Origin of the sequence: Neptunomonas sp. CHC150, assembly GCF_030397555.1 — a bacterium.
In the GTDB taxonomy this organism is placed as follows: Bacteria; Pseudomonadota; Gammaproteobacteria; order Pseudomonadales; family Balneatricaceae; genus Neptunomonas; species Neptunomonas phycophila.
The window spans coordinates 130,191-143,785 of the sequence record NZ_JAPNXU010000003.1 but is presented as its reverse complement, the minus strand read 5'-3'; the positions used below and the strand labels follow the sequence as shown (position 1 = coordinate 143,785).

The window sequence follows — 13,595 nt, the reverse complement described above, 5'->3', positions numbered from 1 at the left end:
GTCTGACAATGATTAACGCATAGGTGGAGCGAATTGAAGACCACCTTCAGACCATAGTGCGTTTAGACCACGGCTGATTTTAAGCGCTGAACCTTCACCTACGTTGCGGTCAAAAGACTCACCGTAGTTGCCCACTTGTTTAACGATTTGGTATGCCCAATCGTCTGGTAAGTCCATGCCGCTACCTTTAGGGCCGTCGTTACCAACAAAGCGTCCAATGTTAGGGTTATCTGATGTTTTCATCTTGTCGATGTTAGCGGAAGTAAGACCTAGCTCTTCAGCGTTTACCATCGCATTGTAAGACCACTTCACAATGTTGAACCAAGTATCGTCGCCTTGACGAACAACAGGGCCTAGTGGCTCTTTAGAAATAACTTCAGGCAGTACCATTGCATCTGAAGGGTTTTCTAACTTGATGCGTAAAGCGTAGAGTTGAGATTGGTCTGATGTTAGGACATCACAACGGCCGGATTCAAAACCTTTAACTGTTTGGTCTGAAGTGTCAAATACAACTGGTGAGTAGCTCATGCCAAGCATACGGAAATAATCAGCTAGGTTAAGCTCAGTTGTTGTACCCGCTTGGATACATACGGCTGCACCGTCTAGCTCTTTAGCACTGCTTACACCTAGGTTTTTAGAAACCATGAAGCCTTGGCCGTCGTAGTAGTTTACGCCAGCAAAGTTAAGACCCAATGTAGTATCGCGTGTCTGGGTCCATGTAGTGTTACGAGAAAGGATATCGATCTCACCTGATTGTAAGGCGGTGAAACGCTCTTTAGCGGTTAATGGAATGTATTTAACTTTTGATGCGTCACCTAGAGTTGCAGCAGCAACGGCGCGACAGACATCTACATCCAGTCCTGTCCAAACACCTTTATCATCGGCTACCGAGAAACCAGGTAAACCTGTGCTTACACCACACTGCACAACACCACGTTCTTTAACAGCATCGAATGTGCCATCAGCCATTGCGGTGCCTGCGAAACCGGCAGAGATAATTGCAGTAGTGATTATGGTTTTTTTCAACATTGGATAAATCCTCCTGGGATCAGGGATATTTTTCTTCTGGATTTTAAGTTGTTGCTTTTAGTAGCAACCTTCGGGATGGAACAATGCAAGGGTCATACCTACTTTTTGTTATTGTTATATTTTTTATTAAACGTCGTGTAAATCAGCGGACTAAGTTACCGAGCGTTTCTGCTAACTAAGTTTCCAAAAATAAACATAGTTTTCAATGGATAAACTACGTAGGGGTAAGCCCTGATTATCTTTTGGTCGTGACTGTTAGCTTATGGTACTAATGTTTCACTTTGGTGCGCCTGCACCATAATTACACATTAGCAGGTGCGTTGATTTAGTCAAATAAAACAGCGACTTTGGTACAGATAACAAAAAAGGCCCCTTAAGGACCTTTTTGTAGTTTTGTTTGCTGGCTATTTGATGCGCATGCCAGGTTGAGCGCCCTCATGCGGCTCTAAAATCCACAAGTCGCTCCCGCCAGGACCGGCAGCGAGTACCATGCCTTCGGACATGCCAAACTTCATTTTGCGTGGAGCCAAATTGGCTACCATTACTGTTAGCTTGCCTTCCAGTTGTTCAGGTGCATATGCTGATTTAATACCAGCAAATACATTACGAGTTTCGCCACCAATGTCTAATGTAAGCTGTAAAAGCTTTTTAGCACCTTCGACATGCTCAGCTTTTACGATTTTAGCAATTCGTAAATCCACTTTGGCGAACTCGTCAAACGTAATCGTATCTGCGACCGGTTCTTTTGACAGTTCGGAGTCTTGTTGAGTGGCCGTAGGGCTGGCGATAGCGGCTAGCGTCTCGCGACTTTCTTCTGTCATTTTTGTAATGGTGTCAGCTTCAACGCGCTGCATGAGCGGTTTAAATTTATTGATTGTGTGATCCAGTAAAGGCGTTTGAATGCTGTCCCATTGCATATCTTCAACATTGAGGAATACTTTTACCTCTTCAGAAATTTGAGGAAGTACAGGTGTTAGATAAGTACAAATCACCCGGAAAAGATTGATCCCTAATGAGCAGCAATCTTGTACGGCTTGTTCTTGACCTGCTTGTTTAGCAAGTACCCAAGGCTCTGCACTATCGATATATTGGTTGGCTTTGTCTGCGATTGCCATAATTTCACGCATTGCGCGGCTATACTCGCGGCTTTCGTAAGCTTGGGCTATTTTGTCACCCGCAGTTACAGCTTCTGCATACAGGTTATTATCGGGTAATTGACTAGATAATTGTCCGCCGGAAAGCTTACGGATAAAGCCTGCGCAGCGTGATGCTATGTTGACGACTTTGTTGACTAAGTCAGCATTGACACGCATACGAAAATCTTCGAGATTTAGGTCGATGTCATCGATACCAGAACCTAGTTTGGCGGCAAAGTAATAACGAAGGTACTCTGGGCGTAAATGGTTTAAGTACGTCTCGGCCATGATAAAAGTACCACGAGACTTAGACATTTTTTGCCCATCTACCGTTAAGAAGCCATGGCAAAAAACACCGTTTGGCTTTCTAAAACCAGATCCCTCAAGCAGGGCTGGCCAGAATAAAGTGTGGAAGTAGGCAATGTCTTTACCGATAAAATGATACAACTCGGTGGTTGAGTCGGCATTCCAATACTCGTCAAAGTCGACATCATTTTTTACGCACCAGTTTTTGAAACTAGCCATGTAACCTATTGGGGCATCTAGCCACACGTAAAAATATTTACCTGGCGCATCTGGAATCTCAAAGCCCCAGTAGGGTGCATCGCGCGATATATCCCAGTTTTGAAGACCAGACTCAAACCATTCGTTGAGTTTGTGGATCATTTGTTCTTGCACATGATTGTCGACCCAATCACGAAGGAACGCTTCAAAATCCCCTAATTTGAAAAAGTAATGCTCAGATTCTTTTTCGATTGGTTTTGCGCCAGACACAGCCGAGTAAGCGTTTTTGAGTTCTACTGGGCTGTACGTTGCCCCACATTTTTCACATGAGTCGCCATATTGATCGGCAGCACCACATTTAGGGCATTCACCTTTCACAAAGCGATCAGGTAGAAACATCTCTTTTTCAGGATCATAGGCTTGGGTAATTGTTTTACGCGCAATATGGCCTTTATCCCGCAGGCGGGTATAAATGAGAGAGGAGAACTCACGGTTCTCATCTGAATGTGTTGAGTAATAGTTATCAAACCCAACCATAAAGCCAGCAAAGTCTCGCTGGTGCTCTTGGCTGACTTGATCAATGAGTGCTTGCGGGTTGATACCCATTTGATCAGCTTTGAGCATTATTGGTGTGCCGTGCGCATCATCAGCACAAACATAAGTGCATTGATGACCGCGTTGCTTTTGGAAGCGTACCCATATGTCGGTTTGAATATACTCGACTAAATGGCCTAAATGAATAGGGCCATTGGCGTATGGAAGGGCGCTTGTAACAAGGATTTTTCGCTGCGTATCTGACATGGTTTCCAACAATGATTAGCGTGATTGGATGCAAAGACCTGTAGTTTACGGTTTTCGTTGATTTTTATGAACATAATATATGAATTTAGTGGAAAGTTTGTACATCCTCGTCTAGAACTAATAGTGTTTGCCTGTTTATATTTTGCTAAGGGGGCTCCGGGATGGAGGCTGGTAACATGCGGATTACGTTAGAAAAAAGCATTTTAGTGTGTAACTCCGCATCGATCGATAATGATGAGATAAATTTAGTCGCTGATTTAAACAGCTGGTTTGTGTCGCGTGTTTCATCGATCGATGAGCTTACTAAAAGGATCGAGAGTGAACATTTTGATGTATTAATTGTTGGGTTATCAGAAAGCCCTGATCGCACGTTAAATGCGCTAACTGATATCATTCGAATCCGACCGGAGACTATCCGTATTGTCGTTTCTGGTCATCTTTCACCTGTTTTGGCCGCTCGCGTTGCCGAAGTGGCGCATTCATCGCTGCAAGAAGGTTGTGGTGAAATTGAAATCTCACAAGCTGTAGAACAAGCACTTAAAACAAGTGCGATGATCAATAAAAAAGAAATTCGTGAAGTGATTGGCCGTGTAAAACGTCTTCCTTCCTTACCCGATGTATATCAAGAGCTTAATCAAGCTTTGATTAATGGAAACTCCAGTGCAAAAGAGATAGCGGGCATTATCCAGCGTGATGCCGTTATGTCGGCAAAAGTACTTCAGTTAGTGAATTCGGCTTTCTTTGGTTTAGAACGACATATTTACCGATTAAACGAAGCTGTAACGATTCTAGGTGTGAGGCAAATCCGCGATTTGGCGTTGTCTCATCATTTATTCGAAGCCTTCCCTCAAGATGGTAGTTGGAGTAGTTTTTCGTTCGCACAAATTCAAACTCGTTCGCTAACTGTGGCGCGTTTTGCGCAGAATATATGCCGTGCGGTTAAAGCGGATCGTCATATTCAAGGGCTCGCTTTTTTGGCAGGGCTGCTGCATGATTTTGGGATGATTGTATTGGCATCTAATGATCCTGAAAAATACAGAACAGTGATGGAAAAGGCCGCTGAGTTAAAGCAACCTTTATATGCACTTGAGAAACTAGATCTAGGTGTGTCTCATGCCGAAGCAGGGGCTTATCTGCTTGGGTTGTGGAATTTGCCGCCAAAAGTTGTCGAAGCCGTGTTGTTTCATCATTTTCCTAACAGCTGTCCGTCTAATGAGTTTCAACCGCTGACCGCAGTGCACATAGCTGACTCCCTGTTGCCTCCGGTAGGAACCGTAATTGACTGTCGTGTCACTAGTCAGATATCTATTAAATATCTTGAGCGATTGGGGCTAAAAGGTGAACTTAATTATTGGGAAATGATAGCGGGTGAATACCGTGATCGTATGGATGGAGTATAGCGAGCGCTATTGTCGTTGCACTTGCTTGTTGCCCTGATAGAATGCCCGCCCTTGGGCATTTTTTTATTTTAAACTTTACATTTGGGGTTCTCGATGGCACTTCCTGATATTCAGCCGTCTCAATATGACAATCTTTTAGCGACTAAAGTGGCTGGTGTGCAGGCGCAGTTTTCAGCGTTCGATGTGCCTTCGATTGAGGTCTTCGAATCTCCCAAGACTCACTATCGCTTACGCGCTGAGTTTCGTGTGTGGCATGATGGCGATGACCTCTATTATGTTATGTTTGAACCCGGTGATAATAAAAATCCGATTCGCTTAGATGAGTGCGCAATGGTTTCGCCGCGCATCCATGACATGATGTTCGAACTAATAGCCGTCATAAAAGATGATCCGGCCATTCGTTTTAAGCTTTTTCAAATTGATTTTTTAAGTACTCTATCGGGTGAGCTGCTGGTTAGCTTGCTTTATCATCGTCCTATCGATGATGCGTGGAAGGCTGCCATTGAGCCTCTTCGCGGACGCTTTGGTATCGATATCGTCGGTCGGTCACGTAAAAAGAAGCTGATCGTCGAGCGTGATTTTGTGATGGAAACGTTAGTGATTAATGGCCGTGAGTATCATTATAAACAAGTAGAAAACAGCTTCACTCAGCCTAACGGCATTGTCTGCCAAAAGATGATTGAGTGGGCGCTAGATGTGACTCAGCATGCCTCTGGTGACTTGGTTGAGTTCTATTGCGGAAGTGGTAATTTTACTTTGCCGTTGGCGCAAAACTTTCGACGTGTTGTCGCTTGCGAAATCTCTAAAACCTCTGTGCGAGCCGCTGAAGAAAACATAGCACGCAATAACATCGATAACCTTAATGTACTTCGTATGCCTTCGGAAGATCTAACCGCGGTACTGCAAGGTAAAAAAGAAACCCGTAAAGTGGCCGGTTTAGATTTGGATCAATGTGAGTTTAGCACTGTGTTGGTTGATCCTCCTCGGTCGGGGCTCGATGTTGAAACTATCAAGCAAGTGAAACTGTACGATAATATCGTCTATATCAGTTGTAACCCCGAGACCTTGCATGAGAATTTGCAGTCCATTACGCAGACCCACCGAGTTGAACGCTTTGCGGTATTCGATCAGTTCCCCTATACACACCATTTAGAGTGCGGCGTTTATCTCGTTCGTAAATAAATTGATAGGTTCACTTTTTCTTTATACGCTATAGCTTGATAATTAAACAGTGTTCAATTATATTTTGAACACTGTTTAATTGGGTGGGCTGGTGGATGGCTAGAAGAAATGATCACACTAAAGAGGAGCTAAGGGAACTGGCTCTCAATGCGGCTGAAGCGCTGGTAGCAAAAGAAGGTTTGTCGGGCTTGTCTGCTAGAAAAGTGGCTGCATCCATTGGCTACTCGGCTGGCTCTCTATATCAACTGTTTGCGAGCATTGATGAGTTATGCTGGGAGCTAAACAGTCGCACTTTGTCGGTACTCTTACAGCAACTGGTTGAGTCTGAACAGCCTTGTGCGGCCCAAGAGCAATTGCACGCGTATGCGCTGTGCTACTGCGAGTTTGCCATACGGCATACAAGCTCTTGGTCATTGTTGTTTGAACATAAATCCTCTACCTGCGATGCGTTACCTGTTAAGTTGACAGCACAAATTGAGGATTTATTTGCGCAAATTGAACGTCCTTTGATGCATTTGAATAAAAGCAAAACACCCAAAGAAGTTGCGCTCGCCGCTAAGACGTTATGGAGCGGAGTCCATGGTATTACCACATTAGCCGTTAACCGAAAGTTATTTTTATCGATCGATGGCGCAGAAATCGCGATGCTAGATTGCTTAATTTCCTCTTTTTTAGAGGGTTGGTGTAAGGAGAAACCAGCGTGTTAACACTTTTAAAAATCCCTGGGTTTTTGGCGTTTTTGATGGTTGCATTTTTAAATGCATTTGTTGATTTGGGCCATAAAATCATCATACAAAATACATTGTTTAAGTCGTTTGATGGTGATCAGCAGATTATTTTGACAGCTGTCGTTAATGCGCTGATTTTATTGCCTTTTATATTGATGTTGTCTCCTTCAGGTTTCATATCTACGCGTTTTTCTAAACCGACTGTCATGCGTTGGGCGGCGCGCAGTGCTGTTGTTATTACCTCACTGATTACTCTGAGTTATTACCAAGGTTGGTTCGAGCTGTCGTTTGCGCTGACTTTTTTGTTAGCACTACAGAGCGCGGTATATTCGCCTGCCAAGTATGGCTTTATTCGTGATTTATTGGGTGCTGATCGCTTGAGCGAGGGTAACGGTTGGATCCAGTCGGTAACGATGGTGGCGATCCTGTCAGGTATCGTAGTGTTTTCATTGATGTTTGAAGGGCGTTTAGCGAGTGGCTCCTTGGGGCTTCCCCCTGACCAAATACTGACTCAGATTGCGCCTTTGGGATGGTTTTTGATTGCATTCGCTGTGTTCGAGGCCATTATGGCGCAACGTTTGCCGAATCATGTCCCCGAGAGTCCGCATGTTGCATTTGATTGGTCGGGCTATACTCGTGGACGTTTGTTGCGTGAAAATATGAAGGCACTGTGGGGCCGTCGGCGGGTAATAGAGTCAGTATTTGGCCTGGCTGTGTTTTGGACAATTAGCCAAATTATGCTGGCGGTTTTTCCGACGTATGCTGAGCAGAATCTGGGTGAAACCAATACGTTTATTATTCAAGGGGCAATGGCGCTGGCTGGGATTGGTATTATGATCGGCTCGGCGATCGCAGGCCGGTTATCTCACCAACATATTAATACCGGGCTTATTCCGCTAGGTGCGTTGGGCGTTGCGTTGGGGTTGTGGTTGCTCCCATCGGCTACATCAATGATTTTTTCAGCAGGGATGTTCTTTTTAATCGGCGTTAGTGGAGCGCTAATGATTATCCCTTTAAACGCATTAATTCAGTTTCATGCTCCAGAAAAACAATTGAGCACAGTATTGGCGGGTAATAATTTTATTCAAAATATTGCCATGATAGCCGGTCTCATGGTGACAGTTGTCGCGTCGGTCATGGCGTTAGGAGCTGGGTGGCTCTTATATCTTCTAGCGGGCGTGGCTACGTTAGGTGCATTTCATGCGGTTAAGCAGTTGCCTGAAGCGCTGATCCGCTTGCTCGTGTCTACAATCATTCGTCGTAAATATAACCTCAAAGTGTTGGGCTTCCATAATTTAGCAGCTGAAGGTCAGGGTATGCTGCTTTTGGGAAATCATATTAGTTGGTTGGATTGGGCAATGATTCAAATGGCTTGCCCTCGTCATATTCACTTTGTGATGGAGCGATCAATTTACGAACGTTGGTACCTAAAGTGGTTTCTTAATGCGTATAAGGTAATTCCTATTTCGGGCGGGCATAGCCGTAAAGCACTCGAAGATGTTAACCAGCTGCTAAAAGAAGGCGCAGTAGTTTGTCTGTTTCCTGAAGGTGCTATAAGTCACACTGGGCAATTGGGGGAGTTTAAGCGCGGATTTGAAATAGCTGCTAAGGACAGTAATGCGGTTATTGTGCCTTTTTATCTTCGTGGACTATGGGGTAGTCGTTTTTCTCGATCCGGTAGTAAGCTTCAAGAGACCTCTAAAGGCGGGATGAAGCGAGATGTAATCGTTGCTTACGGCGAAGCGATGAGTGCAGATTCAACGGCGGCTCAAGTGAAGCAAAAGGTATTTGAGTTGTCGATTAGTGCATGGCAAACATATACAGATACTTTGCCTTGTATAGATAAAGCCTTTGTTCAAACTATGAAGGCGGCCCCCGCTGCTTGGGCAATCACAGATGTTGAAGGGCAGCCATTAAGCCATAGTCGATTACTAACGGCAGTACTGCTGTTTAGAAAGCACATAAAGAGACTTAAGGGACAAAATATCGGCGTTCTTGTACCGACAAGCTCGGGCGGTGCCATAGCCAATATGGCCGGATTAATGGCAGGCAAAACGATTGTTAATCTAAACTATACCGCCTCAGAGGAAGCGGTCGGTGCAGCGATAGAACAGGCTGAGATTAACACCGTAATCACTTCAAAATTGTTTATGGCACGCCTCAAAACAAAAGGGTTTGCCATAGGAGAATGGCTAGATGGTTGTGAAGTTGTTTATTTAGAAGATGTTCGCGATACATTCACTGCCGCTAGCCGCTTGCGAATGTTAGCGTTGGTCAAGCTATTGCCAGCAAGCTTGATTAGTCTTTTATATTGTCGTTCAAAAGCGTTGGATGATACTGCCGCGATTCTCTTCTCATCTGGGAGTGAGGGGTTGCCCAAAGGCGTCATGCTTAGCCATCGCAATATTATGGCTAATGCGAAGCAAATTGCAGATGTGCTGAATATGACAGATGATGATGTGGTCATGGCATCTCTGCCTCTTTTCCATGCATTTGGATTGACGGCTACTTGTTATATGCCATTAATTTCTGGTGTTCCTATGGTGTGTCAACCCGACCCCACCGATGCTGTGGCCGTTGGTAAAGGCGTAGCACGTTATCGAGCGACGCTCTTGTTTGGAACGTCAACTTTCTTCCGTTTGTATTCTCGTAATAAAAAACTACTACCTGAGATGTTTCGTAGTTTACGTATTACCGTATCTGGCGCTGAAAAATTGCAACCCGAAGTTAGGGAGCAATTTGAGCTGCGTTTTAAGACAGAAATTGTAGAAGGTTATGGTTGTACGGAAACCACACCGGTGGCTGGTGTTAATTTACCTGATTATTTAGATACGCAATGGTGGCGGCTTCAAAAAGGTAATAAAGCAGGCACTATCGGAATGGCGTTGCCAGGCTCCATGTTTCGGGTGGTTGATCCTGATACTCTGGAGACACTTCCTACCGGAGAGGCTGGGCTGATTCTGATTGGTGGTACACAAATCATGAAGGGCTATTTAAATAACCCTGAAAAAACTCAGGATGTGATTGTGCTGCGTGATGGTGTCCGTTGGTACAAAAGTGGCGACAAGGGGTGGTTAGACGAAGATGGCTTCCTGACCATTGTCGACCGTTATAGTCGTTTTGCCAAATTAGGTGGTGAGATGGTTGGGCTATCCGATATTGAGGCGCGTGCCAAGAAGGCTCTAGCCTTGCCGGAAACGCCGATGGTTGCCGTTAACTTACCGGACAGTAAGAAAGGTGAAAAGGTCGTGTTGCTGATCGAAGGAGAGGGTGATAGCTCAGAGGCGCGCAAGCGGATGGTCGATTCAGGAATGCCGGGGTTAATGATTCCTAGCAGTATTTATTTTGTGGAGTCAGTTCCTGTGTTAGGAAGCGGTAAAACAGACTTCGGGGCTGCTAAAAAGATGGCGCTCTCATGCAGTTGACTGATGCTTTAGCGGTTGTGCTTGAGCACTTGGCTAGTCATGAGTTAGATTCACTGTCATAATAGCTGACTAAATTACTTGGTTTTAATGCCATGGCTTAACAGCGATGGTAAACAACGTGGAGATAAGTATGCCGGCTGCTGCAAAATCAAATGGTCTTCCTGGTGTTAAAAAAGTTATTGCTGTGGCATCGGGTAAAGGGGGAGTTGGTAAATCAACTACCACTGCTAATTTAGCGCTTGCGTTAGCCGCAGGTGGTGCGCGTGTCGGAGTATTAGACGCTGACATCTACGGTCCTAGTCAAGGCATGATGCTGGGTATTCCGGCCGGTATTCGCCCAGAACCTGTGGGCGAGAATGGTATGAAACCAGTTGTGGTGCTTGGTTTGCAGGCGATGTCCATCAGCTTATTGATTGATGAAAATACACCTATGGTATGGCGTGGCCCTATGGCCAGTGGTGCTTTGCAGCAGCTAGCCACTCAGACGCAATGGGATGATTTAGATTATCTAGTTATTGATATGCCACCTGGTACTGGTGACATACAATTAACGTTGGCGCAGAAAGTGGCTGTAGATGGGGCGGTTATCGTTACGACACCGCAAGATATCGCCTTGCTTGATGCCAAAAAAGGGATCGAAATGTTCCGTAAAGTTGATATTCCTGTTTTAGGTGTCATCGAAAATATGAGCACTCATGTGTGTAGCCAGTGCGGCCATGAAGAGCATATTTTTGGTGCGGGCGGGGGCGAGAAAATTGCCCAAGGCTACGATACGGAACTTTTGGGCAGTTTGCCGTTAACGTTACAAATACGAGAACAGGCTGATAACGGTAAACCAACTGTCTTCGCTGAGCCAGAATCGGAGATAGCACAGCGATATAAAGCGATTGCACAGCAGGTTGTAAAGCAATTGGAGAAGCTCGACGCTGAGCCTTCATCCGTTCCTTTTATAGAAGTTTGTGATGATTAACCAACAAAACTGAGCGTTTGTGCTGTAAAGCGCCCTCGTTATAAGAAAAGCCGCATTAATATCGATGATATATGCGGCTTTTTTTTACGAAAAAAGTTACAATTAGCGGCTTTTAATTTTTTGGGTATCGGAACAGGTTTATGGGTATTAAGTCAGACAGCTGGATTCGCCAAATGGCGGAAGAACACGAAATGATTTCTCCGTTTGAGGCGAACCAAGTCCGCCATACGGCTAACGGACCTATCGTTTCTTACGGTACATCAAGTTATGGTTATGATGTTCGCTGTGCTGACGAATTTAAAATCTTTACCAATATAAACTCATCAATTGTGGACCCAAAAGATTTTGATGAAGGCAGCTTTGTCGATATCAAATCGGATGTATGTATTATTCCGCCTAACTCTTTTGCTTTGGCGCGTACAGTTGAATACTTTAAAATCCCCCGTGATGTGTTAACTATTTGTTTAGGTAAAAGCACCTATGCGCGTTGCGGTATCATCGTGAACGTGACCCCATTAGAGCCAGAGTGGGAAGGGCATGTGACTTTAGAGTTTTCGAACACTACACCGCTACCTGCAAAAATATACGCTAATGAAGGCGTGGCTCAAATGTTATTTTTAGGTGCTGCCCAAGTCTGCGAAACATCGTATCGTGACCGTAAAGGTAAGTACCAAGGTCAAACTGGTGTAGTGGTTCCTCGTACTTAAGATGATGCAAACAAACCAACAGCAAATTCTGGATTTCTGGGCGCAGGTGGAGCTGACAATTGATCAGCTTTTGCATAGCCGAGATGAAAACCAATTTGATGCAGATGCACTGTTAACAGAGTATCGTGACACGCTGCAAAAAATTGATCAAAACCTTACTTTTCATTTTGAAAGAGATGAAGATGAAGGGCCGATTGAAATGATCTTTGGATGTGATGGCTATCCAGAATCTATTCACGCTGTATTATCGTTGGTGGGGGCGGCGCCTGCTTTATCAGGAATTCGCTTCAAAGCATTCAACCATCGCTACGACCCAATACCAAACTTTATTAACGTGGCTGATGAAGTATGCGAATTGCGGGATTATTGGTACTCTTTGAACAGTATTGATAATAAGCTGCATTTGGCTATTTACATGCAAGAACCGCCGTCTATGTTAGATATGGATCCGCGCGTCGAAGCTGTGATGATTTTTTTAGACGCGCTAATCGGTGAGTATGAACTCATGACACGCGTTTGGGCACTGGATTGGCTCAATTTGCCGGTAGACCCAATCGATTATGGGTTGAAGCCATTGGCTGAGTTACGTGACTCGTTTGATCGTTTAAAATCGGGCGTACCTGCAATCGGTATTATGATTCACTAAGATCAATGATGGCCCGTCACTCAATTGTTGGTTTGTACCCAGACAGTGCAATAAAATATTTCATTACACCCTTGAGTTCTCAGGGGTTACATCCATATAAGTCTTAACAAAAAAGCTTAACTTACGTACGCGACCATGCTATCTATAATCGAATAGCACGCGGGTCGCTATTGCCTTGATTAGAATTACTTGCTTTGGAAATGTATTAATATGAGCCAGATTTTATCAGAAATCCTGCAGGGCTTAGAAACTGAGTATCTGCAGCGTATGAGCAATCTTGGCCTAAGTGAGGGTAAGGATGCGTATGCTACAGCTGAATCCCTTTGCCATGAGAAACTGTATTTAGGGAGTAATTTGCTGGCTAAGATCATTTCTCAGGATCCAACTCTGCTGGCCGCTCGTGCGGGTGAGCTTATCACTGATCCAAAAGAGCAAGATAATCCTTCTGTCGGTATTATTATCTGCAGCAACATTGTAGAGGCGGCTTTTGAGGGGTTGCTGGGGGTTGCATTCGAGCAAGGCTGGTTAGAGATCGATGATCAAGGTCGGATCGTTAGTGATCTGGGAGACCTCAATGTTGTCTTCCCGATAACCGAGGATTACAGTCGGTCGTCTACCGCAATTGAAAATGTTAGTAGCCGGAAAAAGAGTCGTCTGAACCAGATTTTTCAAGCAGCAGAGCAAGAATATATCCAGCTATTGGACAACGAGGCTCATGATGCATATACGCTTGCATTACAGGTATCCGGTAACTACGCTATTTTTGCTCCTGACGATATAGCTCCCTTGATTGAAGAAAACCCATTGCTTTTAGGTTTGCGCCCCGATGAGCTAAAAAATGATGAAATGTTTGCGGGGGATCCGCCTGCTGGGATTATTATCAGTGGTCACCTAACCAGTATTTTGCTTGAGCAATTATTGACGCTGGCAGAAGAAAGAGGGTGTTTAGCGCATGACAGCACAGGGCATATGATTGTTCCTGAGGGGGAAGAGGACAACCCCGTTATTCATTGAGGTGTTCTCTTAGACAATAAAAAACCGGCTTGATATGCCGGTTTTTTATTATG

General features: G+C 44.6%; 10 protein-coding genes. 8 read left to right on the top strand and 2 right to left on the bottom strand.

Annotated elements, in window-relative coordinates:
* Positions 1–12 precede the first annotated feature (12 nt).
* Complete coding sequence (locus OW491_RS03170; RefSeq protein ID WP_075171778.1) at positions 13–1,029, bottom strand: amino acid ABC transporter substrate-binding protein; 1,017 nt, start codon at positions 1,027–1,029, stop codon at positions 13–15.
* Positions 1,030–1,433: 404 nt separating this feature from the next.
* Positions 1,434–3,470: a methionine--tRNA ligase gene (gene metG / locus OW491_RS03165; protein ID WP_290034624.1), complete on the bottom strand. Its 2,037-nt coding sequence runs from the start codon at positions 3,468–3,470 to the stop codon at positions 1,434–1,436.
* Between the two features lie 176 nt (positions 3,471–3,646).
* Here metG and OW491_RS03160 point away from each other — a divergent pair, with 176 nt between their 5' ends.
* The 8 genes from OW491_RS03160 (at position 3,647) to OW491_RS03125 (ending at position 13,542) form a co-directional block, all read left to right on the top strand.
* Positions 3,647–4,870, top strand: coding sequence for an HDOD domain-containing protein (locus OW491_RS03160; protein ID WP_290034623.1), 1,224 nt, complete (start codon positions 3,647–3,649; stop codon positions 4,868–4,870).
* A 93-nt stretch (positions 4,871–4,963) separates the two neighbouring features.
* Complete coding sequence (trmA, locus tag OW491_RS03155) at positions 4,964–6,052, top strand: tRNA (uridine(54)-C5)-methyltransferase TrmA (protein ID WP_290034621.1); 1,089 nt, start codon at positions 4,964–4,966, stop codon at positions 6,050–6,052.
* Positions 6,053–6,147: 95 nt separating this feature from the next.
* The gene (locus OW491_RS03150; RefSeq protein ID WP_290034619.1) at positions 6,148–6,759 is read left to right on the top strand and encodes a TetR/AcrR family transcriptional regulator; all 612 of its coding nucleotides are present in this window, start codon (positions 6,148–6,150) and stop codon (positions 6,757–6,759) included.
* Positions 6,753–10,205, top strand: coding sequence for an acyl-[ACP]--phospholipid O-acyltransferase (locus OW491_RS03145; RefSeq protein WP_290034617.1), 3,453 nt, complete (start codon positions 6,753–6,755; stop codon positions 10,203–10,205). The genes OW491_RS03150 and OW491_RS03145 overlap by 7 nt, the downstream gene beginning before the upstream one ends.
* A 130-nt stretch (positions 10,206–10,335) precedes the next feature.
* Positions 10,336–11,175 (top strand): iron-sulfur cluster carrier protein ApbC, encoded by an 840-nt coding sequence (gene apbC / locus OW491_RS03140; RefSeq protein WP_075171784.1) that lies wholly within the window; start codon positions 10,336–10,338, stop codon positions 11,173–11,175.
* 140 nt (positions 11,176–11,315) lie between these two features.
* Entirely contained in the window at positions 11,316–11,882 is a 567-nt protein-coding gene (gene dcd / locus OW491_RS03135) for a dCTP deaminase (RefSeq protein ID WP_075171785.1), read from the top strand.
* A gap of 1 nt (position 11,883) precedes the next feature.
* Positions 11,884–12,528 (top strand): hypothetical protein, encoded by a 645-nt coding sequence (locus OW491_RS03130; RefSeq protein WP_306460961.1) that lies wholly within the window; start codon positions 11,884–11,886, stop codon positions 12,526–12,528.
* A gap of 210 nt (positions 12,529–12,738) precedes the next feature.
* The gene (locus OW491_RS03125) at positions 12,739–13,542 is read left to right on the top strand and encodes a hypothetical protein (RefSeq protein ID WP_290034615.1); all 804 of its coding nucleotides are present in this window, start codon (positions 12,739–12,741) and stop codon (positions 13,540–13,542) included.
* Positions 13,543–13,595: the final 53 nt, after the last annotated feature.

What these genes read in the sequence shown, in the direction of transcription:
- trmA (WP_290034621.1), top strand. Translation starts at nt 4,964, where the DNA reads ATGGCACTTCCTGATATTCAGCCGTCTCAATATGACAATCTTTTAGCG.
- OW491_RS03130 (WP_306460961.1), top strand. Translation starts at nt 11,884, where the DNA reads ATGATGCAAACAAACCAACAGCAAATTCTGGATTTCTGGGCGCAGGTG.
- OW491_RS03170 (WP_075171778.1), bottom strand. Translation starts at nt 1,029, where the DNA reads ATGTTGAAAAAAACCATAATCACTACTGCAATTATCTCTGCCGGTTTC.
- dcd (WP_075171785.1), top strand. Translation starts at nt 11,316, where the DNA reads ATGGGTATTAAGTCAGACAGCTGGATTCGCCAAATGGCGGAAGAACAC.
- metG (WP_290034624.1), bottom strand. Translation starts at nt 3,470, where the DNA reads ATGTCAGATACGCAGCGAAAAATCCTTGTTACAAGCGCCCTTCCATAC.
- OW491_RS03150 (WP_290034619.1), top strand. Translation starts at nt 6,148, where the DNA reads ATGGCTAGAAGAAATGATCACACTAAAGAGGAGCTAAGGGAACTGGCT.
- apbC (WP_075171784.1), top strand. Translation starts at nt 10,336, where the DNA reads ATGCCGGCTGCTGCAAAATCAAATGGTCTTCCTGGTGTTAAAAAAGTT.
- OW491_RS03160 (WP_290034623.1), top strand. Translation starts at nt 3,647, where the DNA reads ATGCGGATTACGTTAGAAAAAAGCATTTTAGTGTGTAACTCCGCATCG.
- OW491_RS03125 (WP_290034615.1), top strand. Translation starts at nt 12,739, where the DNA reads ATGAGCCAGATTTTATCAGAAATCCTGCAGGGCTTAGAAACTGAGTAT.